The following is a 21492-nucleotide window of genomic DNA, read 5'->3' as shown; positions in this document are numbered from 1 at the left end:
AGGGTTCATGAGTCGCCGCAGTTCCGCAGCGGTTGCCCGTAGCCGCAGCACTTCCGCTGCCGACTTGTCACCGGATTTGCTTTCGAAACTCGCCTGGTGCCATTCCAGTGGTCTTGGAAAAAAGACGGCTGAACGAAGCGACGTCCTGATATCCCACCCGATAGCAAATTTCTGAAACGCTCAGTTTCGTTTCCTCAAGCATCGATTTTGCCAACTCCAGCCGCCTTTCCTGGATCCATTTTCCCGGCGTTGTCTGGAGCTCGTCGAAAAATCTGCGAGACAGGGTTCGCGAAGACATCGCCAATTCGGTTGCGAGAAATTTCAAATCGATTTCTGGCATCTTGTCTTTCGAGAGCTCGCGCAGCTTGTTCTCGAATGGGCTGGCCTCGTTCGAAATTTCGTCGAGAGGAAATTCGTAGGGACTCTGGAATTTGCGCGGCGGAGGAAGAACTAGAAGTTTTCGAATGATCCGCTCCTCCTTTGAGAAGCCCAGATCGATCAGCAAAGCCCTGGCGAGTTCGAGTCCGGAAAACCCGCCTCCGCATGTGTAAAGGCGGTCCTGGCGAATGATCAGGCGGGAAGAGTCCCATCGCACTTGCGGAAACCGGCGGCTTGCCTCGGTTTTCAGCCACCAGGATATCGTCGCGCGTTTGCCGTCCAATAATCCCGAATTGGCGAGCAGATAACATGCGCCGCAATGTGCGGCGATGATTGCGTCCTGCTGCTGCGCGAGCGCTATTAGCGGTTTTGAATGTTCACTCTCCTCGTCGAGCGAGCGCAGAAGCTCCGGAATCTCGACACCCGGCATCGCAATGAGAATCAGGACATCCATTTTTCGGGATGGTTGAGCCTTTGTCGGGAAGGAAATTCCGGTGCTTGATGTTGACGGCGCGCCCCTTGAAACGAACTCACATGAAAGAACCTGTGAACGGCAGACGTCATTCACAAGCTGAAACATTTCCACGAGCGTGGAGACGACGGCCGAATAGAAATTCGACGGCAGCCAGATCACAACGTGGAGGCTCCTGACAGCCATTGCGGTACTCCCGGTGTCGTTCTCGTCGGATGGCAAGTCTAGCATAGTCTTTGTCAAAATTGCCAATTCCAGAAAAAGCGCGGCGCCTCCAGGATGGCCGTATACGGGCTTGCTGACGGCGGCATCGCCTTTACGACGCTGTTCGTAGCTGCCGCTTCCGGAGTGGCGCCGACGCCTTGTTCGTGGGGCGCTGGCGTCGACCTCCCTGCAGATCGGCGCTGCATTGGGTCTCGCCGCCATTCTTGCGGTGGCCAAAGTCGGTTTGGGTGGGGTCGGTTTGGGCGGGCAGGCCGGCGTCGCACCGGATGTCGTCAACGGGCTGCGCGTCGCCGGTTGGTTCGCGGCGGCGGCGGCTCTCCTCGGGGCGGTTCTTGCGCTGACGCTGAAGCAGCGGAATACGGTGTTGCCTCGGGATGTTGCCGCTTGCCCCGAAGCTGCATCCTAATCTTTGGTCAGTCAGAAAAACCGATGAACAGGGTCCCGGCCGCTAAGCCGGTCGGGACTGCGCTTCTTTTTCAGTTGCCGGAATTCATCACGTAAAGCGCACGCGAGCGTTCGAGGTGCTTGATCATCGCCTTCTCGGCGCCATCCGCATCCTTGGCTTCGATGCGTCCGATGATCTCTTCGTGCTCGGTCAGCGTGAACTTTTCCTTGCCGGTCCAGATCAGCATTTCGGTGTGGTACTCCTTTAGCCAGCCAAGCATTGCCTCGCTGACCGCGACATAGATCGGGTTGCCGGATATTGCCGCGATCTGGGTGTGGAACTTCATGTCGGCGGATATGAAGGCTTCCGAGTCGCCGCGAAAGCTGCGCTGCTCGGCGACGGTTGCCCGCAGCCGCTGCACATCCTCGGCGGTGGCCTTTTCAGCGGCTTCCTTGACCATGCCGCGCTCGAAGAAGATACGCGCGTTCTTGAGGTGCTCCAGCGTGTCCTTCGATGACGACAGGATGATCTTGGCCGCGCCGTCGACCTGCTTGATGATCGACTTGGCGGTCAGCTGCAGCACCTTGGCCCGCTCGCCATGCGAGATCGCGACCAGCCCCATATTGCTCAACGCCTGCATCGCCTCGCGGATGGCCGGCCTGCCGACCTCGAAGCGCTCCATCAATTCGCGCTCCGACGGCATGTCGTCGCCCGGCAGCAATTCGCCGCTGGTGATCAGGCGCTTCAGTCTCAAGAATACTTCGTCGGAAAGCTTGCGCCGGACGATCGGCTCCGAACGGTTCATCGTCGCGAATCACTCCTATGACCGGCCTCTATCTAGCATTTCCGCCGCGAATTCCGGTACGCCTGTCGCCCCCTCGCCCTTACCTGCCAGGCCGGATAGGGCTTGCAATGCTTATGTACTCATTATACCAGATTTCGAGGGCCAAGGAACCTTTTTCGAACTCACCCCGGCAGGCCGCGCGAATATGATTGTTCTTACTTATCGCATCGAAACGCCAGGCAATATCGAGGCGCTGGCGGCCAAGATCGCAAGCGACCAGTCGACCGGAACCTTCGTCGCGCTGGCCGGCGAGACCGAAGAGCTCAAGGCCAGGGTCGCGGCGCGCGTCCTAGCGATACGGCATCTGCCGGACGCGGACCGGCCGTCACTTCCAGAAGCAAGCAATGGCCCGTTCAAACGCGCCGACGTCGACATTGGCTTTCCGCAGGACGCCATCGGCACCGACCTGTCGGCGCTGATGACCATCGCCATCGGCGGCACCTTTTCGATCAAGGGCCTGTCCGGCATCCGTGTCGTCGACATGAAGCTACCCGAGGAGTACCGCAGCGCGCATCCAGGCCCGCAATTCGGCGTCACGGGCAGCCGCAGGCTGACCGGTGTCACCGATCGTCCGATTATCGGGACCATCGTCAAGCCGGCGCTGGGGCTCCGCCCGCACGAGACGGCCGCAATGGTGGAAGAGCTGATTGCCGCCGGCGTCGATTTCATCAAGGACGACGAGAAGCTGATGAGCCCGGCCTATTCGCCGCTGTCGGAGCGGGTGAAGGCAATCATGCCGCTGATCCTCGACCAGGAGCAGAAGACCGGCAAGAAGGTCATGTATGCCTTCGGCATCTCACATGCCGATCCCGACGAGATGATGCGCAACCACGATCTGGTGGTAAAGGCCGGCGGCAATTGCGCGGTGGTCAACATCAATTCCGTGGGCTTCGGCGGCATGGCCTTTCTAAGAAAACGCTCGAAGCTGGTGCTCCACGCCCACCGCAATGGCTGGGACATTCTCACCCGCCATCCCGGCCTCGGCATGGATTTCAAGGTCTGGCAGCAGTTCTGGCGGCTGCTCGGCGTCGACCAGTTCCAGATCAACGGCATCGCCTCGAAATACTGGGAACCGGACTGGTCCTTCGTCGAATCGTTCAAGGCGGTGACCACGCCGATCTTTTCGCCGGCCGATTGCGCATTGCCGGTCGCCGGCTCCGGCCAGTGGGGCGGGCAAGCGCCTGAAACCTTCCAGCGGACCGGCCGGACGGTCGATCTTCTCTATCTCTGCGGCGGCGGCATCGTCAGCCACCCGGACGGGCCGGGCGCCGGCGTCCGCGCCGTGCAGCAAGCCTGGCAGGCGGCGGTCCAAGACATTCCGTTGGCGGATTATGCCTTGAGCCATGTCGAGCTGGCGCAGTCGATCGAGAAGTTCGGCGACGGCAAGGCGGCCTGACGCCATGCAGAGCCTGCTTCTGAGCTATTATGGCGACGACCTCACCGGCTCGACCGACGTGATGGAGGCGCTCGAGCTCGGCGGGGTGCCGACCGTGCTGTTCATGCGCCAGCCCGACGAGGCGCTGCTTTCGCAGTTTGCGCATTGCCGCGCCATCGGGCTGGCCGGCACCAGCAGAAGCGAGACGCCGCAGTGGATGGACACGCATCTGCGCAACGCCTTCGCCTGGCTGAAAACCCTTACCGCCGAGATCTGCCACTATAAGGTCTGCTCGACCTTCGATTCCAGCCCGGCGATCGGCAGCATCGGCAGGGCGATCGAGATCGGCCGCTCGGTTTTCCGGCAAGATAGCGTGCCGCTGGTCGTCGGCGCGCCGCAGCTCAAGCGCTACACCGCATTCGGCCATCTGTTCGCGGCCTATCGCGACAAATATTTCCGTATCGATCGCCATCCCGTGATGAGCCGTCATCCGACCACGCCGATGGATGAGTCCGATCTGCTGATCCATCTGTCGCGTCAGACAGACCTCGCCTCTGGGCTGGTCGACCTGGCGACGCTGCAAGCGGCGTCGCGGTCCGAAGCATTCGACCGGCTTGTGGAGAATGGCACAGACATCGTGCTTGTCGATGTCGACAGCCTGGAAACCCAGGCGCTTGCCGGCAAGGAGATATGGCGCGCTCGCAAGCCGGGCGGTTATTTCGTCGTCGGCTCTTCGGGCATCGAATATGCCTTGCTGGCTGAATGGGCATCGAACCGGATCGTGGATGCCAACCCCGCGTTTTCGCCGCCGGGCGCTGCCGACAGGATCGCCGTGGTCTCGGGGAGCTGCTCGCCGACGACGGAACGACAGATCCGGCATGCTCTGGCCGATGGCTTCGACGGGATCGAGCTCGACCCGGTCGAACTGGTTTCTGAGGCTTCCGACGACGCTATTGCGCGCGCGGTTGCAACCGGCCGCTCCAGTCTGGCAGCCGGGCGCAGCGTCATCCTCTACACCGCGCTCGGACCCGCGGCCGACCGCGGTGCTGAAATCGATCTCTGGGAAGGCGCCCGCCATAAGCTTGGCCGCGGCCTTGGCGAGCTTCTCCGCGAACTGACGCTCGAGCAGAGACTGCAGCGCGTGGTTATCGCCGGCGGCGACACGTCGAGCCATGCACTTGGCCAGATGGGCGTCGATGCGCTGACGGTGCGAATGCCGCTACCGGCATCGCCGGGCTCGCCGCTTTGTCTCGCGCATTCGCGCATAAAGGCGATTGACGGGCTGGAAATTGCCCTCAAAGGTGGGCAGGTCGGAACCGACCGCTATTTCTGCGCTATTCGCGATGGGGTCGGCGGTTGAGAGCATGGATCTAGGTAAGTCGTTTGGTCCTCAAATCGGAGCTCGGCAAAATCCATTAGCCGGCAAAGCAACCAGCAGCGGCGTGCTTGATCCGGGTCACCTCGTACGGGCCATCGCCCTGACTGGATGGCGCTGACGGGCATAGGCGACGCAGGCGTCCACCGTGCTGACACAGAGCGCATCGCGGTTGTTCGGCAGGTTGTTGTCGCCGGCGTAGGCGATCTCGGCAACATGGCCGTCAATCATTCGAATTTGCGTGTTGCAATAGCCGCCGGGGGCGACGTTGACGGAACCTCCGAGCGCCGGGACGGGGCCAATGGCCACGGTCGGAACCACAATGTTGAGATTGCCGCGTTGAACGACGCGCTGATAGGTCCAGATCTGGCCGGATCTGCCAACATCGGCGGTGGCGGTCGGAAAGCCGGCGCACATTCGAACGTCCGCTTCGCTGAGGCCGACCATCTCCTTGCGGGCGGCCGCCGCCGTGGCGTCTTCCTTCGCACTGCTCGACGTGTCGTCCGGCATGACGCAGGAGGACAGGATGGCGGCGCTTGCCGATAGAACGAGAAGGGCAAGCTTTCGGATGTGGAAAGATGTCATACCAACTTCGGATTGCACGGGAGCCCCAATGCCAACCTAGGAAGTGAGCCAATCGAGTCAACCGGCAGAAATTCACGAAGTCGTTGGCACGCTATGCCACCGCGTATCTGCTGCAAGGGGTTGACGCTGCCGCCGTGACCCTCGCGCCCTATCTTCCGCCTGGGCTTTCCCACCCCCGACCCCTTTTGTCAGATGTACTGGCGCACGGTGCTGTGACTTTGGTTCGGCCGACGGTGTGCTAGTTTCCAGCCAGTTGCTCCGGAGACGTCATGCCTATCAAGCTGCAAGAAATCGCCCTCGCTCTTCTGCTGTTGGTCGCCGGCGCTGGGTCCGGTCATGCCGAGACGGCCCAGCGGCCGCCTGCGGGCGGGGTTCTCTCGCTCCTGCCGCCGCCGCAGACTTCCGATCATTCGATCGTCATTGCCGGACGCACGCTCGATTACGAGGCCAAGGCCGGCACGTTGTCATTGCCGTCCGGCACAGGCGATATCACCGCCGAGATTTTCTACGTCGCCTATGCCCTGCACCCCGGAAAAGAAACGGGACCGGATCCGCGGCGCTCGATCACCTTCGTGTTCAATGGCGGTCCGGGAGCGGCCTCCGCCTATCTGCATCTCGGCGCACTCGGTCCGCGGGTCCTGGCGACGGCGGCCGATGGAAGTTTCCTGCCGCCGCCACAGAGGCTGTTCGATAACCCCGACACTTGGCTCGACATGACCGACCTGGTCTTTGTCGACCCTGTCGGAACCGGTTACAGCCGCGAAGCGCCCGGCACGGAAGCACACAGCTTCTGGGGCGTCAGTCAGGACGCCGCCTCGATAGGCGCGTTCATCCGGCTCTATCTGGCGCAGACGAACCGCACGGCATCGCCGGTGTTTCTTGCCGGCGAAAGCTATGGCGGCTTTCGGGCGGCATTGCTCGCCAGGAAGCTTCAGGAAGACACCGGCATCAGCCCGAGCGGCGTCGTGCTGATCTCGCCGGCACTCGAATTCACGCTGGTGCGCCCCGATGAGTTCCAGCCGCTCCACTGGGCGCTTGAGCTGCCGTCGCTGGCGGCGGTGCGCCTGCACAGCGAAGGCGTTTCCGGCCCGGCTCTGCAGGAGCGGCTGGCGGAAGTCGAACGCTATGCGCTCGGTGACTATCTGGCGGCGCTTGCCGGCGGGTTGGAGCAAGGTGGACACCTGGCGAGCCAGCGCGTCGCCACAGTCACCGGTCTGCCGCTCGATCTTGTCCAGCGCCACTTTGCACGCATTCCCATAGGGCTCTTCGCCAAGGAGTTTGCACGGGCAAAAGGCAATGTTCTCAGCGCCTATGACGGTACCATCGAGACGGCGGACGTGGCGCCAGAGAGCCTGGGAGTCGACGGTCCAGATCCGGTGCTCGACCGAAGCGTGCCGGCGCTCACCTCCGCCTTTGTCGGCTATGTGCGCGACGAGTTGAACTTCCGCACCGATATCAGCTACCGGCTTCTCAACCACGAAATCAGCGGCAATTGGGACTACGGAACGAGCCCGACGCGTCAGGGCTATGCCGGCGTCATGGACGACCTGCAACAGGCGCGGGCACTGAACCCCAGCCTTGGTGTGCTGATCGTCAACGGCTACAGCGACCTGGTGACGCCCTACATGACCTCGCGCTACCTGCTTGGTCAAATTCCTTCGCTTGCCGGCGCAAAGCCCATTCGCAGCGAGGTGCTGGAAGGCGGGCATATGATGTATCTGAGGCCAGATGGCCGGGCAGCGCTGAAGCAGGCCGCGTCCGAACTTTATCGGACGACGCAATGAGGCGGTCTGTGCAAAAAACGCCGGATGCGCTTTTCGTCCGGTCCGCAAGCCCTAGTTCCTTCGCGATTGATCGGTTACAGATCCAGGATGGCGTCTTTCAGCGACGTTCGACAACGGATTAGCCGGCTCTCCAGAATCGCGCCACTGGCGCGGCGTGCTGCCGAGCGGGCCATTCGGAACACCAAGCCACACAGGCTGACAAGCCTTGTCGACCGCTGGAATGCGCTGTCGCTGGCAATGCAATTCCTGCTCGCGGGCGGTCTATTCTCCCTGTCGGCCATGGTGGTGGTGGGGATTTCCGTCACGAGCCACATAGAAGCCGTGGTCACGCAGAATTCGGCTTCCGCTACTGCTCTTTACGTGGACAGCGTCATCGCGCCACTGCTTCCGGATATGCGCAAGAGCGAAGTCTTAGATGAGAGCGTTGCCCATGCGCTCGATGAAACGCTGGGGCAAGGCGCACTCGGCACAAGGCTCGAATCCTTCAAGCTCTGGCGTCGCGACGGAACCATCCTGTATTCGACCGACAAGACATTGATCGGCAAGCGCTTTGAACCCAGCGACAATCTCCGGGCGGCATTCGCAGGCCAAATGGTTTCGGAATTCGACAAGCTCGACGATCCGGATAGCCAGGCCGAAAGAGCCAGCGGCCTGCATCTCCTCGAGATCTACAACCCGGTGCTTCAGCCATGGTCGGGGGAAGTGGTGGCCGTTTCGGAATTCTACGAGGTCGCCACTGATTTCGAAAGAAACCTGCATCAGGCACTCATTCGAACCTGGCTGGACGTTGCCGCCGTCACAGCGGCTTTCTTCCTTGGGCTCTCGGCAATCGTGTTCCGCGGCAGCCGCACGATTAGCTCGCAGAGCCGCTCGTTGAAGCAGCGCATTGCCGAACTCTCCGATCTGCTTGCTCAAAACAGACTGTTGAGGCTGCGGGTGCAGCGTGCCTCGCAGCGCGCCACCGCACTCAACGAACGCTATCTCAGGCGCATCGGTGCGGATTTGCACGACGGGCCCGCGCAACTGGTTGCTCTCGCGGCGCTGGGAATCGACAGCCCCGTCATTGCCGATCCCGCGACGCCGCCAGCCGAACGTGCACAGGAATTGCTAACCATCAAAGCACATCTGGACGATGCCATGCGCGAGATCAGGAGCATCAGCAAGGGCCTTGTCCTGCCGCATATCGAGCATGCAGAATTGGCCGAAATTCTCGAGCTTGCCGTGCAGGCGCACGAAGAACGAACCGGAGCCAAAGTGGCGCTATCGATGACCGGCGGCCATGCGACATTGTCGCCGGCGGCCAAGATCTGCATCTTCCGCTTCGTCCAGGAGGGGCTGAACAACGGATTTCGCCATGCCGGAGGTGAAGGTCAGTCGGTCGAGAAACATTTCGACGGCGAGCGCGTTTGTATCGAAGTGTCCGACGCCGGCCCCGGCTTTGACCCGCAAATCGTGCGTCCCGAGAGGCTGGGGCTCGTTGGGCTGCGCGAGCGGGTGGAAAGCCTAGGGGGCCAGTTTACCGTGACTTCCTCACAAAGTGGCACAGTCGTAAGAATGGCCCTCAACATCATTGAAATGGGGCAGACATGACCGCAGCCATCAAGCTCGCTATCGTCGACGATCACCCGCTATTCAGGGAAGGCGTTGTTCGCACGCTCGATCAGATCGGCGGGTTCGAGATCGTCGGCGAAGGAGACAGCAGAGACGATGCCTTGCGGATAGTCGAAGACCGGCAGCCCGACATTCTGCTGATGGACATCTCGGTGCCTGGGGGTGGCCTTGGCGTGATCGGACCGGCCCTGGAGCGGCATCCGGCACTGAAAATCGTGATGCTGACCGTTTCGGAAGAAAACCAGCACGTAATGACGGCGTTGCAGAGCGGGGCAAGGGGCTATGTTCTGAAAGGGGTCGGGTCGAGGACGTTGGCTGCGATCCTGCGCACGGTAGCGTCGGGCGAACGATATGTCTGTCCACAATTGTCGGCGCGCCTGTTGGCCGATCTCTCGGCTCTATCAAATGAGCCGGCGAAAGCTGACGGACTTGCCGAACTCACCAGCCGCGAAAGGGAGATCCTGACGCTGGTTGCTGCGGGACTGAGCAACAAGCGGATCGGGCTTCGGCTGAACCTGCATGAGAAAACGATAAAGCACCACATGACGCGAATCCTGGCCAAGCTCAACGTCAGCAACAGGACCGAAGCCGCGATGACCTTGCGCGACGCGACTGAGCGCCGGCATCCGTCTGTTCGCGATCATGCTTGAGCTAAAATTGCCGCACGGCACGGCTATGTGAACTGGCCGTCAATCGATCATTTCGAGCAACCTGTCCCGGTCAGAACGCGTCGCCAGGCGCCGAATGATGGTGCGGCCTTTGGCATCCCGCATTTCATATTGGCCGCTGTCGATGCGTTCGCTGAGGCCGTTCGAATGCACCACGCCGACGCTCGGCCCACGCACCTCGACCCGGTCTCCTGTGGTCGCGTTGATGAAGAGTTTTGGCTTGCTGTCGGGGTTTGCCACAGGGGCCAGATCAGGGGGATTGTCCTCCTGCGACTTTGCTTTGCCCTTGCCCGCATTGCTATTCGAGTTTGAATTGCCGGAGTTTCCACCCGGATTGCCGGAATTGCCGTTCCCGTTCCCGTTGCCATTTCCGTTCCCACCATCTTTGGCACAGGCAGTTTGCGGGCCGAGCGTCGGCGACGGTCCATCGAACACGATGCGATAGGGGCTCACGACGAGAATGAAGGTCAACGGGATTGCAGAAATGCCGACACGACGTCCTCGTGAAGATCCGGTCCTTCGTCTCCGGGTCGTCATCGATGAAGTTGCCAGTCGCATATTGGAAATCCCCTTAACCGTACGGCTATGTCGTACTGCCTCCTGTTCGCATTCGTGTCATGCCTAAAACAATGGTTTGCATCCGGGACGTCAAGACCCACCAGTCCCACGATGGTAACTGGTGGGTCTCGCTAGCGCAGGAAGGGACTATTTACTGCGCAAGTCTTTTGCCTTCCTTTGGTTGCGTCTCGGCGATAGCGCCGACTTCCCACCGTCAGCCAACAATAAATCCAATGGCCGCGATCCCGAAACACAGGCCAAATAACGGAAAAAGCAACCAACGCGCCTGGTGAACGCTCGGGTCCATAGCGGCCTCCTGTAACAGTCGGCATCGCAACGGGGTCATCGGAGCTCGGTTCCTGAAACTCTCGCATTTGGGGCTTTTGCGATAGCAGCCTCGGACCAAAGTTTGGCTGTGCAGGTCCTTGGTCGACAGGCCTACAGACTGAAGTCCTATACCAGGAGCAATGGACCCAGCCCTGCGTTCGGCGGCCTTTGTATCCACCGGGCGGCTGCGATCCACCGGTCCCTTCGAATGCTTTGCGTTCCTGGCTCTATGGCAGCAGCGATGTTGGTCCACTGCCATATCGTTGAAACGTCACCAGTACAGACCCATATGCGAGTTGCGTCGGATGTCTCCTCCCATTGCGTCCGGCGCGTTCCCTCTGGAGGTTATAGACCTTCACGCTTGGCCGGGCTTAACAGTCCGGCCTTTTTCTATTGGTCATTGTGCAGCCTATCCGCCTGACGGCTCCTTTTTGCGAGGCCCACCCTAAAAATCGATTTGCAAATGCATTCATGTGCTCATAACCTGTCATTAATGAGCACGATTTCCAAAGTTGCCACGCGAGCGGGCGTATCGCGCACGACAGTGTCGCATGTCATCAATCATGCCGACCGGGTGTCGAAATCGCTGCGTGAACGCGTCCAAGCGGCGATCGACGAACTCGGCTACACGCCGAACCCACAGGCGCAAAGCCTGCGCACCGGCCGCACCAACATCGTCGCGATGCTGATCCCGGACATCCGCAACCCGTTCTATCCGGAGCTGGTGAAAACGGCGCAGTCGACGCTCGAAGTGGTCGGCCTCGACATGCTGATCTTCAACACCGACGTGCCGGGCGGACATTCACAGGTTCACGGGCGCGAGTATTTGCGCCAGATCGGGCGCAAGCGGGTCGACGGCGTCATTGTCGCCGACTTCGCGCTGCATGGCATGCACAGCGAACTGCTCGGGCTCGATCTGCCCGCCGTCTTCATCGGCCATCTCCCCAACCATGCTGTCGACAGCGTCCAGCTGGATGATTTCGGCGGCGGCTATCTGATGGGCGAGTATCTGGCGAAGAGGGGCCACCGTCGCGTCGCCCATGTCACCGGGCCATCCTTTTTCAAGGAGGCGATGGCGCGCGCCGCCGGCTTCGAAAAAGGGCTCGCCGACAATGGCGCGCCAATCGCCGCCGATCTGCGGTTCGAGGGAAGCTATCTTGCCCCGTCAGGACGGGAGGCGGTCACTTGGCTCCTGGAGAAGCACGGCGGAAACCTGCCGTCGGCGATGTTCTTCGCCAACTATCTGATGGCCTCTGGCGCGCTGACTGAATTCTATGACCATGGGGTCAATATCCCTCAGGACATGGCCGTCGCGGTCTTCGATGACCTGCCTCAGCTCGAATATGTCAGGCCGAAGCTGACCCGTGTCGGCAACAGCCCGACAATGCTCGCCAAGCGCGCCACGGAAATGCTGCTCGAACGCCTGGGCGGCAAAGTCGAGGGCGCGCCACGCACCGAAGTGATCCCATGCGCGTTGAGCCCATCCGACAGCGCATGACGCCAAATGCCGGCAGAGGGAACGGAGGTCCCTTCGCCAACGTTCGACCGAAGAACACCAAAGGGAGGAAATGATGACTGACAAAACGACCCGCAACCGGCTGTCAGCCGGCCTCAACCGCCGTCGGCTGATCCAGGGCGGCGCCACTTTCGCCGCCGCCGGCCTCACAGGCTTCCCGTTCATCAACAGGATGGCCGTGCGCGCCCAGGAAGCGCCGTTGAAATTCTGGCAGTTCTATGCGCCTGGCGGAGACGTGAAACCGCAGGTCCAGTGGTTCCAGAAGCTGGTGGCCGACTGGAACGACGGTCACGACCAGAAGGTTGATCTCGAATATGTCGTCAACAGCGAATACATCTCCGGCTCCAAGCTGGCGACGGCCTTCGCGTCGGGCGAGGGGCCGGACATCTTCCTCATCAGTCCCGGCGATTTCCTGCGTTATTACAATGGCGGCGTGCTGGCCGACCTGACGCCGCATATCGAGGACGCCGCCAAGGCCGATTTTCCGGAAAGCGTCATCGCCAACCGCATGGTCGACGGCAAGATCTACGGGGTGCCGATGGAGGTCGAGCCGATGGCCTTCTACTATTCGATCAAAGCGTTCGAGGAAGCAAAGCTCAACGAGAACGACGTGCCGAAGACTTGGGACGAGCTGTTGGCGGTTGCCAAGAAGCTGACGACGCCCAACCGCTATGGCGTGCTGTTCGAAACGACGCCCGGCTACTATCAGAACTTCACCTGGTATCCGTTCCTGTGGCAGGGCGGCGGCGAATTCCAGGGCAAGGACGGTAAGAGCGCCTTCGATTCGCCGGCCACCGTCCAGGCGCTGAAGCTCTGGCAGGATGCCATCAATACCGGCGTGGCGCCCCGTCAGGTGGTCGGCGGCGGTTTCGACATCGTCGCCAATCTCGGGGCGGGGCTGTGCGCCATGCAGAACTGCGGCATCTGGGGCATTTCGGCGATGGACAACAACGCCAAGGATGTGCCCTACGGCATCTTCAAATTGCCGACGCCGGCCAATGGCAAATACGTCACCGTCGGCGGCGGCTGGGCTTTCGTCGCCAATGCCGGGGGCAAGAACCCGGATGCTTCCGCCCAGTTCTGCGCCTGGGCGCTGGCCTCGATGGATCAGGCCTCGGTCGACCGTGTCGTCAACTGGTGCACGGTCGCCAAGAGCGACATGCCGCCGCGAAACAGCGCGCTGAAGGCCGGCGCCGATGTCTTCAGCACGGGTAAGTTTGGCACCTTCGCCAAGGAGATCCACCCGGGAACGCGTGCCGAACCGCGGATTCCGCCTGAAGCCTACAAGATCATCTCCGATGCCATCCAGTCGGCACAGCTTGGCGGGGTCGATGCCCAGCAGGCGGCGACGGCGGCCAGTCAGCAACTCGACGCGTTCCTCGCGTCCTATTCCGGCGCGCCGATTCTTTAGGCCGCTTTCCAGTATGCGCATGGACCAGATGAAATCGCCGGCCGCGAGCGCCAAATCCGCTCGCGGCCTTACCGCCAAGCAAAGGGAGCGCTACGCCGCATGGCTGTTCGTCCTGCCCGATGCGCTCGGCCTGCTGGTGTTCGTCGGCGTGCCGATGCTGCTTTCGCTCGCTGTCGGGTTCTTCGAGGTCAACGGCTTCGGCGGCTATAGATTCGTCGGGTTCGGCAATTACAGGCGCATGTGGGGCGACCCGTTGTTCTGGTCGTCCGTGAAGGTGACCGTGGCCTATGCCGTGATGCTGGTGCCGGCACTCTACGTCGCCGGGCTGGGGCTGGCGCTTCTGGTCCAGAAGACCAACCGCTTCAACGCGGTCATGCGCTCGATGTTCTTTGCTCCGCAGATGGTCAGCCTGGTCGTAGTGGCGCTCGTGTGGCAGCTCATGCTGGTCGAGAAGGTCGGCATCGTCAGCCGGCTGGCGCCGCTCGTCGGCCTCAGCGGAATTTCGCTGCTCGGCGATCCAAATCTCGCGCTGTTCACCCTGGTGCTGGTCAGCGTCTGGTTCCTTATGGGCTTCTATATGCTGATCTTCCTCGGCGGGCTCCAGGACATCCCGGCAGAGTATTACGAGGCAGCAAAAATCGACGGCGCTGGGCCAGCGACAAGCTTCTGGTACATTACCTTGCCACTGCTCAAGCCAACCAGCTTCTTCGTCCTCCTGGTCTCGCTGGTCGCGGCTGTCGCCGGTGGCCAGGTCTTCGACCTGATCTATGTGATGACCAAGGGCGGGCCGGTCAATTCGACCTCGGTGCTGATCATCTACATCTACAAGCAGGCGTTCCAGTTCGGGGCCTTCGGCTATGCGTCGGCAATGGCATCGCTGCTGGTGCTGGCGCTGATGCTGGTCACGGTCTTCTTCTTCATACTGACGCGCGGCGGGCGTTTCGAGCATGACTGACAGCCGAACTCCTTCCGCGCGTTCGCAGATACAAGCGGCGAGGTTCGCCTGGATGCTGGCGACCGCGGCGCTTGGCCTGATGACCGTGTTCCCGCTCGTCTGGATGCTGGTCATCGCGCTCAAGCCAGCGAGCGACGTCTTCACCCCGAGCCTCATTCCGGAACGGCCGACGCTCGGCAATTTCCTCTATGTGCTGACCGAGGTGCCGTTCCTGCGCTATCTCTTCAACTCGTTCTTCGTATCGGCGACGGTGACCGTCGCGGCGCTGTTCTTCCATTCGATGGCCGGCTATTCGCTCGCACGGCTGCATTTTCCGGGCCGCGACACGCTGTTCCTCGCCATGTTCTCGACCTTTCTGGTGTCGCTGCCGGTGATCATCGTGCCGCTGTTCATCTTGACGCGGATGCTGCACATGCTGGACAGCTATGCCGGGTTGATCATTCCGGCGATCTTCAACGCATTCGGCATCTTCCTGCTCAGACAATACTACCTGTCCCTGCCGAGGGAACTGGAAGAAGCGGCGATCATGGACGGCGCCAGCTATTGGCGCATCTATTGGAGCATCATCCTGCCGCTCAGCCGGCCGATCCTGTCGGCATTGGCGATCCTGTTCTTCCTCGCCAACTGGAACGCTTTCCTGTGGCCGCTGACGATCACATCGGACCTCGATCTCTGGGTGGTGCAGGTTGCCATCGCAAACTTCAAGAGCCAGTACGCCGCCGCCTGGAATTACGTCATGGCCGCCTCGACCATCGTCGCCGTGCCGATGCTGGTCCTTTTCGTGATCTTCCAGCGCCAGATCATGGAATCCATCAAGACAAGCGGCCTGAAATAACTGCTGAAGCAAGAGGAGAACCACATGGACAACGCCGGCCTGTCGCCGCTTCGCGGGCTCGCCAAATTGCGCGACGCCAAAACCCGCCGGTTTTCAAGCTACGACCGCACCGGCGGCAATGACGACCGGCTGCATATAGAACCCGGCCAGACGGTGGTGATTGCCGAGCATGACGGTGCCGGCATCGTCACGCATATCTGGGCGACACTCGCCTGTAAGAGCGAGGACTTCCTGCGCAAGATCGTGCTGCGCGCTTACTGGGATGGCGAGGAACATCCAAGCATCGAAACGCCGATCGGTGACTTCTTCGGCATGGGGCATGCCCGCACCCGCAATTTTGCCAGCCTGCCGGTGCAGGCAAGCCCCGAGGACGGCAAGGCCTTCAACTGCTATTTTCCGATGCCGTTTGCCAGCCAGATGCGGTTCATCGTCACCAACGAAGCCGAGGACGACCTGCTTTTCTATTACTATGTCGATCTCGAACTGCATGAAAAACTAGAGGAGGGCCTGGGTCGCTTCCATGCCCAGTACAGGCAGGAGCGACCTGATGGCATCGACGAGACGGGGCTCGCCAACGAGCAGATCCTGTTTGGCGGTGAAAACACCGACGGGAAGGGCAACTACGCCATCCTGGAGGCGGAAGGTCACGGCCACTATGTCGGCGTGCTCTATTCGGTGTATTCGCGCCGCCGCTCCGCTCTATGGGACTGGTACGGCGAGGGCGACGACATGATCTTCGTCGACGGCGAGCCAGGCATTTCGGTCCCGGATACGGTGCGCAAGCCCGATCCGCGTATCGGGCCGAAGGCCGAACTGATCGGCGATCGTGGCGAGACCAGCCCCGACGCCAACGATGCCTGGCCGCCGACTCTACACGGCACCGGCACGGAGGATTATTTCAACACGGCATGGTGCCCGACACAGGACTACAGCGCGCCCTATCACGGCATCATCGCTGCCGGCGGGCCGAACTGGACCGAGCCGGTAACGCTCTATCGCTGGCACATAGAAGACCCGGTCATCTTTCACAAACGCATCCGGGTGACCATCGAGCACGGTCACGCCAATCGCCGCGCGGACGACATCTCGTCGGTCGCCTTCTGGTATCAGGCCGAACCGCACAAGCCGTTCGGAGCACTTGCCGATGTCAAGGACCGCATCCCCACCTTTCGCGCGCCTTATCACAATTGGAATGCCGCCTTCGACGAGAAGAGGCGTTAAAGCGGGATGCGTTCAAATTGAACCGCGCATCCCGCGCTATCTGCGTCGGGGCACGATCCTGCCGTAGCTCGCCGCCTCAGCTACGAGGTGGAAGTTGCTGGACAGACCATGTGTTGCCGTCGGGATCCTTAAAGAAGACAAATTTGCCCCAAGGAAAATCCTTGATATCGCTGACCTCGATACTTTGAGCGGCGAGGTGCCGGTGCGCCTTATCGATATCGGGCACGACCAGTTGCAGTCCCCTTATGGAGCCTGGGGTGCTGTCGACGATACCCTTGCCCATGGCAATCGAACAGGCCGAACCGGGCGGCGTCAATTGCACGAAACGTAGCTCGTCGCTTACCGTGTGATCATGATCGAGATGAAAGCCGACCTTCCCAACATAAAAGGCGATTGCATTGTCGACATCCGTTACGGGTACCGGGACCAGTTCCAGCTTCCAATCCATGTCAGGCCTTTCGCAGCTTAGTAGCCAGGCGATGCAGAGCACCGTTGGCCGCACTCCCATCCCGCTATCTTCTCGATGCCATTGTCAGCCCGGGCCAGTCAGCCAGTCAAGAGATGCCCGGGTTCCGCCAATGTGACGACTGGCCTTGATTGCCAGCTGACGTGGCGTTCGGAACCGATAAGCGCAAGCTCAGTTAGACGGGAAACAGACGCATTTCGGATCAGCAAGGACGACTTTCATGCCGGATATCGGAACGCAGATCGCCGGATACAATGAACGCGCGCCGTTGACGCTCGAAGAGCTGCGTCGCCTGGAAGAGACGCTCGCCGAAGCTGGCGAGATCCTCGGCAGCGAAGCCGAGGCGCCAAGCAGGGCCTGTGGTGAACGCGCCGCCTAAAGCAGTCCGGATCGGGATCGGCGCCCCCATTGTTTGGGAACGCGGCGGCGCTTGGCATCGAGATGAAGCAGGCGATCGAACTCGCCATCGACGAGCAGAACGCGAACGGCGGCATCGCGGGCCTTGCCGTCATGGCAAGGGCATCGCCTATCGCGAGCCCGTAAGGTGGGATGAAAAAAGGGCGACAATCTGGCCGCTGTGACTGCACTCAACGTGGTCGAAAACGGCCGCTTCCGACAGATCGCCGAAATCCGGCAGATGCAGAGCGTCGAGCAGACCTGACGCAAAAGGCTCCCCGACCGAACCGGCTTTCATCGCTTTGCCGGGCAATTTTCACAGGACTACGAAACAATTGCCTCCGGTCGCCGTTTCGCCCGCAGAACCTTTCGAGGAGGCGACGATGAGCGCAACCGGCTTGGACGTTTTTGACAAAACGCTTCAAATAACAAACATCTGGCTCGACGAGATCATGGCGGATATTGGTCCGGACCGACACGTCGCCTGGCATACATTGGGCGCCGTTCTGCGAACCCTTCGGGACAGGCTGCAGATCGGACTGGCCGCCAAATTGGGAGCGGAATTGCCGCTGCTCGTGCGCGGCGCCTACTATGATCGCTATCGGCCCGCCGACATGCCCGACAAGACACGCTCGCTGGAGGAGTTCCTGCAACACATCGCCGAGGAATTGAAATCGACCCGTCCTGTCGATCCCGAGGATGCGGCACGCTCGGTGTTGCGTGTGCTTGCACGCCATATCGACCTTGGCCAGTCGGCAAAGGTGCGGGATGCGCTGCCAAAAGAAATCCAGGCGCTCTGGCCTGAAAGCGTTGGCGTCAAGTAGCGGCGGTCCCGCTCATGCGGATGCGCGACGGACCAGCTGCCACGAAACGTTAAAAAGGGTGGGCGTTGCGCCCGGCACTGCCGATATCAGTGAGATCAGATGATCGGCAAGACGCTCGTAGTGGGTGGTCTCGGGGCCGACCGTGGTCAATGCCGGATGACTGAATTCACCCTCGTCGATATTGCCGCAGCCGATGACTGCAATGTCGCCGGGCACGGATAGGCCGGCCTCCTCGAATGCGTGCAGGGCGGTCACGGCTGCAAGATCGGATTCGACAAAAAGCGCGGTCGGCCGATCCTTGCGGGCGGCCAGCGCCGTGGCATTGGCAAAGGCAGCCTTGCGCGCTTCTGCACCGCCGATCACTAGGTCGGCTCGCAGCGGAAGGCCGCGTGCTTGCAGGAAGCTGCGATAGGCGGCGAGACGGCTTCCGTCCACCGCTTGCTCATGCAGCATATAGGCGATGCAGCGATGGCCGGCTTGATAGAGGTAGTCGAGTGCCTCGAAGACGGCCTTGCCGGTATGCTGACGCACAACCGAGAAGCCTGCCGGCTCGATGGTCGGGTGGAAGATCACGGCCGGCCGGCCCGCGACCGCCAGGCGTGCGGCTAAAAGCATCACCTCGGGCTCTGAGAGATGTTGCCAGTCGGCGATAACGCCGTCTGCCAGCCCGCTCTCGACCTCGCGCACGATCCTGTCCGTTCGCTCTATGTTGTCACCCGCAGTGATAATTGTCGAAAATCCCCTCAGCGCCGCCGCCGATTGGATATCCTGCGCGATCCGGTCGCTGAACGGCACGCCGAGACGAGGCAGTACAAGGCAGATTCGCTCGGCCTGCTGGCGGCGCAGCTGCCGCGCGGTGCGGTTTTGCACGTAGTTGAGCTCAGCGACGGCCTCGAGGATACGCTGCCGCGCCTCCTTGCCGACGAATTTCAGGCGCGCGCTGTCGCCGCTGAGCAGGTAAGACACGGCAGCGGTCGATACATTGGCGCGCCGGGCAACATCGGCCATGGTCGGCGCTTTCCTCCGATTGACGTTTCTCTCGTGCATCGTTGGGTCAGCAGCGCGAGGCGACATGCTCAGCTGTCGCTCATCCGGATTTCATTCCAATTTCCGTGCCCGGCGGGAAGGATCTCGGGCCTTGCCTCGCCGGCCTCCTCCATAAGGGCAACGATGCGGCCCCGCAGCCATGCACGCGTCTCTGTGTGATCGGGCGAAGCTATGAGATTGGTCAGTTCGTTCGGATCGCTATCGAGGTCGTAGAGCCTCGCCTCGACATAGAAATCGCTGCCGGAATCCCGCCAGCCGTCTTTTCCCGGCGCCTCGACCTCGTATTTCCACCGTCTGGTGCGCAAGGCGCGGCCGACATGGTGCTCGCTGATTTGAATGAAGATCTCGTCGCGCGGCGGCCGTTCACCCCGTAGCGCGTCGAGCAGCGAGACGCCCTGCATTGAATTGGACACTTTCAGGCCGGCCGCGGCGAGCAGGGTCGGCGCGAGATCGACGAGGCTGACCAGCCCGTCATATATGCCGACGCGCTCGAAGCCGGGTCCATGAAAAAGTGTCGGTACGCGGATCGACGCCTCGTGACAGGAGCGCTTGTATTCGTTGTTGCGGGTTTTGAAGTGGCATCCATGGTCGGAGGTGAAAAGGATAATCGTGTCGTCAAGCCGGCCAAGACTGTAGAGCGCCTCGATCAGCCGTCCAAACGCCTCGTCAAGGCGTGCGACCATACCCAGATAGCCGGGAAAATGCTCGGCTGTCGTGCCGCCAAGCGCTGCGAGATCGCCGGGGATGGCGAGCTTTCTGCGGATCCTCTCCTCGTATCCGAGCGGAGCAGGGTAGTTGTCCGTCTGGTTCTGGTGATGCGGCTCGAGGAAGGACAGGAACAGGAAGAACGGCTCGTCTTCTTTAGAGGTGACGTAGCGGATCGCTGCGTCGGTAAGAGCATCGACGCGGTATCCCGGCAGCTTCACCGCCCTGCCGTCATTGTCGTGGACGACGGTGTCGAAGGGGCCGGAGGTAAACTCCAGGATATTGGAGGCGAGCCAGTAGCGGTAGCCACCGCGCTCTTCCTGGGTCACCGGCTCGGCGGAGCCCAGGTGCCATTTGCCAATGTAGGCGGTGTCGTAGCCTGCCGCGGCGAAATGATGCGCCAGCGTGCGCTCGCTCGTCGGCAGTGGAATATCGTTGCGGTAGCAGCCGGTTGTGGTCGGGTACCGCCCCGTCTGGAAGACGGAGCGGGCGGGTCCGCAAACGGGCTGGCACGTAAACGAATTCGCCACGAACGTGCCGGTCCCGGCGAGGCGGTCGAAATTCGGCGTAAGCTCGAGCGGGTTGCCGTGGGCGCCGACGGTGTCCCAACGCTGCTGGTCGGTGAAGAAGACGATCACGTTCGGTCGGCGGGACATCATGGGATGCAATGGCTCCGAATGGTTATTTCATGCCTGCCAGCATCACGCTGCGGACGAAGTAGCGCTGCGTGAAGAGGAACAGCAGCAGGCTCGGGATGAAGAGAATGACCCCGCCCGTCGCCGTCAGGTTCCACTGGGTGAAGAATTCCTGGTTGAAAAGCGTCAGCCCCGTCGTGATAGGCCGCATCTCGGTGGTGTTGACGGCGACCAGCGGCCAGAGAAATTCGTTCCACTGGAACACGAAGGTGAGGAGGGCCAGCGTCGCCAGCGCCGGACGGACCTGCGGCAGCACGATGCGCCAGTAAAGGCCGAGCTCCGAGCAGCCGTCCATCCGCGCGGCGTCAAGCAACTCGTCGGGAATCGGACGGATGAACTGCCGCATCAGGAAGATTCCGTAGGCGCTCATGGCAAATGGGAGGATAAGGCCCTGATAGGTGTTGAGCCATCCCATCCGCGCGGTGAGCACATAAAGCGGGATCATGCGGATGAAGAACGGGATCATCAATGTCGACAGCACCGCGACAAACATGACGCGCTTGCCGGCGAATTCCATCTTGGCGAAGACGTAGCCGATCAATGGGTCGAAGATCAGATGGAGGACGGTAATCCCGCCGGCGATGATGAAGCTGTTGAGCGTGAAACGCGCGAACGGCGCCTTCTGCCAGATGTCGATGTAATTCGTGAATTGCCACGTCTCGGGGATCAGAATCGGAATGCCGCTGAAGACATCGGCATCGCTCTGCAGCGACAGCGAAAGCATATAGAGGACTGATGTGATCGACAAGAGCCTTTTTGATAAATCTGCGCTATTCTCCTGTCGCGCACGGACGACCGCGTGGCGAAGAGCAGGGTCCGAGGTGAGAGCCCTGC

At 61.2% G+C, this 21492-nt stretch carries 22 protein-coding genes; 14 read left to right on the top strand and 8 right to left on the bottom strand.

Annotated elements, in window-relative coordinates; translation table 11 throughout:
* Positions 1 to 67: 67 nt before the first annotated feature.
* Positions 68 to 1276, bottom strand: coding sequence for a GlxA family transcriptional regulator (locus NKJ94_RS09510; RefSeq protein ID WP_352524510.1), 1209 nt, complete (start codon positions 1274 to 1276; stop codon positions 68 to 70).
* Between NKJ94_RS09510 and NKJ94_RS09505 the strand changes: the two genes are divergently transcribed.
* Positions 1260 to 1481 carry a hypothetical protein gene (locus NKJ94_RS09505; protein ID WP_352524509.1) on the top strand — a complete coding sequence of 74 codons (222 nt, stop codon included), beginning with the start codon at positions 1260 to 1262 and terminating at the stop codon, positions 1479 to 1481. The genes NKJ94_RS09510 and NKJ94_RS09505 overlap by 17 nt on opposite strands.
* Before the next feature lie 70 nt (positions 1482 to 1551).
* On the opposite strand, the gene NKJ94_RS09500 is transcribed toward NKJ94_RS09505, so the two are convergent.
* Positions 1552 to 2265, bottom strand: a complete 714-nt coding sequence (locus tag NKJ94_RS09500; protein ID WP_352524507.1) for a transcriptional regulator NanR — start codon at positions 2263 to 2265, stop codon at positions 1552 to 1554.
* A gap of 184 nt (positions 2266 to 2449) precedes the next feature.
* Between NKJ94_RS09500 and oiaX the strand changes: the two genes are divergently transcribed.
* Both oiaX and NKJ94_RS09490 read left to right on the top strand, forming a co-directional pair.
* Positions 2450 to 3700 carry a 3-oxo-isoapionate-4-phosphate decarboxylase OiaX gene (gene oiaX / locus NKJ94_RS09495; protein WP_352524506.1) on the top strand — a complete coding sequence of 417 codons (1251 nt, stop codon included), beginning with the start codon at positions 2450 to 2452 and terminating at the stop codon, positions 3698 to 3700.
* 4 nt (positions 3701 to 3704) lie between these two features.
* Positions 3705 to 5039 (top strand): four-carbon acid sugar kinase family protein, encoded by a 1335-nt coding sequence (locus NKJ94_RS09490; RefSeq protein WP_352524505.1) that lies wholly within the window; start codon positions 3705 to 3707, stop codon positions 5037 to 5039.
* Positions 5040 to 5135: 96 nt separating this feature from the next.
* Here NKJ94_RS09490 and NKJ94_RS09485 read toward each other — a convergent pair whose 3' ends face one another.
* Positions 5136 to 5639, bottom strand: coding sequence for a hypothetical protein (locus NKJ94_RS09485; RefSeq protein WP_352524504.1), 504 nt, complete (start codon positions 5637 to 5639; stop codon positions 5136 to 5138).
* A gap of 269 nt (positions 5640 to 5908) precedes the next feature.
* On the opposite strand from NKJ94_RS09485, the gene NKJ94_RS09480 reads away from it, so the two are divergent.
* From NKJ94_RS09480 to NKJ94_RS09470, 3 genes are all read left to right on the top strand, one after another.
* Positions 5909 to 7423 (top strand): S10 family peptidase, encoded by a 1515-nt coding sequence (locus tag NKJ94_RS09480; RefSeq protein ID WP_352524503.1) that lies wholly within the window; start codon positions 5909 to 5911, stop codon positions 7421 to 7423.
* A 237-nt stretch (positions 7424 to 7660) separates the two neighbouring features.
* Complete coding sequence (locus NKJ94_RS09475; protein ID WP_352524697.1) at positions 7661 to 9013, top strand: sensor histidine kinase; 1353 nt, start codon at positions 7661 to 7663, stop codon at positions 9011 to 9013.
* A complete protein-coding gene (locus tag NKJ94_RS09470) occupies positions 9010 to 9684 on the top strand; it encodes a LuxR C-terminal-related transcriptional regulator (RefSeq protein ID WP_352524501.1) in 675 nt (224 codons plus the stop codon). Before NKJ94_RS09475 ends, NKJ94_RS09470 begins: the two co-directional genes overlap by 4 nt.
* 39 nt (positions 9685 to 9723) lie before the next feature.
* On the opposite strand, the gene NKJ94_RS09465 is transcribed toward NKJ94_RS09470, so the two are convergent.
* Positions 9724 to 10173: a hypothetical protein gene (locus NKJ94_RS09465; protein ID WP_352524500.1), complete on the bottom strand. Its 450-nt coding sequence runs from the start codon at positions 10171 to 10173 to the stop codon at positions 9724 to 9726.
* Between the two features lie 907 nt (positions 10174 to 11080).
* Between NKJ94_RS09465 and NKJ94_RS09460 the strand changes: the two genes are divergently transcribed.
* The 5 genes from NKJ94_RS09460 (at position 11081) to NKJ94_RS09440 (ending at position 16525) form a co-directional block, all read left to right on the top strand.
* Positions 11081 to 12085 carry a LacI family DNA-binding transcriptional regulator gene (locus tag NKJ94_RS09460; protein WP_352524498.1) on the top strand — a complete coding sequence of 335 codons (1005 nt, stop codon included), beginning with the start codon at positions 11081 to 11083 and terminating at the stop codon, positions 12083 to 12085.
* A gap of 73 nt (positions 12086 to 12158) precedes the next feature.
* Positions 12159 to 13514 (top strand): ABC transporter substrate-binding protein, encoded by a 1356-nt coding sequence (locus NKJ94_RS09455; RefSeq protein WP_352524696.1) that lies wholly within the window; start codon positions 12159 to 12161, stop codon positions 13512 to 13514.
* A 19-nt stretch (positions 13515 to 13533) separates the two neighbouring features.
* Positions 13534 to 14469 (top strand): carbohydrate ABC transporter permease, encoded by a 936-nt coding sequence (locus tag NKJ94_RS09450; RefSeq protein ID WP_352524497.1) that lies wholly within the window; start codon positions 13534 to 13536, stop codon positions 14467 to 14469.
* Positions 14470 to 14521: 52 nt separating this feature from the next.
* The gene (locus NKJ94_RS09445) at positions 14522 to 15304 is read left to right on the top strand and encodes a carbohydrate ABC transporter permease (protein WP_352524496.1); all 783 of its coding nucleotides are present in this window, start codon (positions 14522 to 14524) and stop codon (positions 15302 to 15304) included.
* A gap of 24 nt (positions 15305 to 15328) precedes the next feature.
* Complete coding sequence (locus NKJ94_RS09440) at positions 15329 to 16525, top strand: glycoside hydrolase family 172 protein (RefSeq protein ID WP_352524494.1); 1197 nt, start codon at positions 15329 to 15331, stop codon at positions 16523 to 16525.
* Positions 16526 to 16601: 76 nt separating this feature from the next.
* Here NKJ94_RS09440 and NKJ94_RS09435 read toward each other — a convergent pair whose 3' ends face one another.
* Positions 16602 to 16973 (bottom strand): VOC family protein, encoded by a 372-nt coding sequence (locus NKJ94_RS09435; RefSeq protein WP_352524493.1) that lies wholly within the window; start codon positions 16971 to 16973, stop codon positions 16602 to 16604.
* Between the two features lie 238 nt (positions 16974 to 17211).
* On the opposite strand from NKJ94_RS09435, the gene NKJ94_RS09430 reads away from it, so the two are divergent.
* The 3 genes from NKJ94_RS09430 (at position 17212) to NKJ94_RS09420 (ending at position 18211) form a co-directional block, all read left to right on the top strand.
* The gene (locus NKJ94_RS09430; protein WP_352524491.1) at positions 17212 to 17370 is read left to right on the top strand and encodes a hypothetical protein; all 159 of its coding nucleotides are present in this window, start codon (positions 17212 to 17214) and stop codon (positions 17368 to 17370) included.
* A gap of 29 nt (positions 17371 to 17399) precedes the next feature.
* Entirely contained in the window at positions 17400 to 17534 is a 135-nt protein-coding gene (locus NKJ94_RS09425) for a hypothetical protein (protein WP_352524490.1), read from the top strand.
* 236 nt (positions 17535 to 17770) lie between these two features.
* Positions 17771 to 18211, top strand: coding sequence for a DUF2267 domain-containing protein (locus NKJ94_RS09420; RefSeq protein WP_352524488.1), 441 nt, complete (start codon positions 17771 to 17773; stop codon positions 18209 to 18211).
* Positions 18212 to 18223: 12 nt separating this feature from the next.
* Here the strand turns inward: NKJ94_RS09420 and NKJ94_RS09415 are convergent, their stop codons facing one another.
* The 3 genes from NKJ94_RS09415 to NKJ94_RS09405 all read right to left on the bottom strand — a co-directional run bounded on the left by NKJ94_RS09415 (position 18224) and on the right by NKJ94_RS09405 (position 21406).
* A complete protein-coding gene (locus NKJ94_RS09415) occupies positions 18224 to 19219 on the bottom strand; it encodes a LacI family DNA-binding transcriptional regulator (RefSeq protein ID WP_352524487.1) in 996 nt (331 codons plus the stop codon).
* 68 nt (positions 19220 to 19287) lie between these two features.
* A complete protein-coding gene (locus NKJ94_RS09410; protein WP_352524486.1) occupies positions 19288 to 20622 on the bottom strand; it encodes a sulfatase family protein in 1335 nt (444 codons plus the stop codon).
* A gap of 22 nt (positions 20623 to 20644) precedes the next feature.
* Positions 20645 to 21406 carry a carbohydrate ABC transporter permease gene (locus NKJ94_RS09405; protein ID WP_352524485.1) on the bottom strand — a complete coding sequence of 254 codons (762 nt, stop codon included), beginning with the start codon at positions 21404 to 21406 and terminating at the stop codon, positions 20645 to 20647.
* Between the last annotated feature and the right edge of the window lie 86 nt (positions 21407 to 21492).

This window comes from Mesorhizobium sp. M0060 (genome assembly GCF_040323155.1).
Taxonomy (GTDB): domain Bacteria; phylum Pseudomonadota; class Alphaproteobacteria; order Rhizobiales; family Rhizobiaceae; genus Mesorhizobium.
Note: the sequence above shows the minus strand (reverse complement) of the source record. Positions and strands in the feature narration are given on the sequence as shown.

Coding starts and splice junctions, on each gene's coding strand:
- NKJ94_RS09490 (WP_352524505.1), top strand. CDS start 3,705: ATGCAGAGCCTGCTTCTGAGCTATTATGGCGACGACCTCACCGGCTCG.
- NKJ94_RS09480 (WP_352524503.1), top strand. CDS start 5,909: ATGCCTATCAAGCTGCAAGAAATCGCCCTCGCTCTTCTGCTGTTGGTC.
- NKJ94_RS09430 (WP_352524491.1), top strand. CDS start 17,212: ATGCCGGATATCGGAACGCAGATCGCCGGATACAATGAACGCGCGCCG.
- NKJ94_RS09500 (WP_352524507.1), bottom strand. CDS start 2,265: ATGAACCGTTCGGAGCCGATCGTCCGGCGCAAGCTTTCCGACGAAGTA.
- NKJ94_RS09455 (WP_352524696.1), top strand. CDS start 12,159: ATGACTGACAAAACGACCCGCAACCGGCTGTCAGCCGGCCTCAACCGC.
- oiaX (WP_352524506.1), top strand. CDS start 2,450: ATGATTGTTCTTACTTATCGCATCGAAACGCCAGGCAATATCGAGGCG.
- NKJ94_RS09415 (WP_352524487.1), bottom strand. CDS start 19,219: ATGGCCGATGTTGCCCGGCGCGCCAATGTATCGACCGCTGCCGTGTCT.
- NKJ94_RS09410 (WP_352524486.1), bottom strand. CDS start 20,622: ATGATGTCCCGCCGACCGAACGTGATCGTCTTCTTCACCGACCAGCAG.
- NKJ94_RS09445 (WP_352524496.1), top strand. CDS start 14,522: ATGCTGGCGACCGCGGCGCTTGGCCTGATGACCGTGTTCCCGCTCGTC.
- NKJ94_RS09470 (WP_352524501.1), top strand. CDS start 9,010: ATGACCGCAGCCATCAAGCTCGCTATCGTCGACGATCACCCGCTATTC.
- NKJ94_RS09420 (WP_352524488.1), top strand. CDS start 17,771: ATGAGCGCAACCGGCTTGGACGTTTTTGACAAAACGCTTCAAATAACA.
- NKJ94_RS09435 (WP_352524493.1), bottom strand. CDS start 16,973: ATGGATTGGAAGCTGGAACTGGTCCCGGTACCCGTAACGGATGTCGAC.
- NKJ94_RS09510 (WP_352524510.1), bottom strand. CDS start 1,276: ATGGCGGCGAGACCCAATGCAGCGCCGATCTGCAGGGAGGTCGACGCC.
- NKJ94_RS09450 (WP_352524497.1), top strand. CDS start 13,534: ATGGACCAGATGAAATCGCCGGCCGCGAGCGCCAAATCCGCTCGCGGC.
- NKJ94_RS09440 (WP_352524494.1), top strand. CDS start 15,329: ATGGACAACGCCGGCCTGTCGCCGCTTCGCGGGCTCGCCAAATTGCGC.
- NKJ94_RS09475 (WP_352524697.1), top strand. CDS start 7,661: ATGCAATTCCTGCTCGCGGGCGGTCTATTCTCCCTGTCGGCCATGGTG.
- NKJ94_RS09460 (WP_352524498.1), top strand. CDS start 11,081: ATGAGCACGATTTCCAAAGTTGCCACGCGAGCGGGCGTATCGCGCACG.
- NKJ94_RS09485 (WP_352524504.1), bottom strand. CDS start 5,639: ATGACATCTTTCCACATCCGAAAGCTTGCCCTTCTCGTTCTATCGGCA.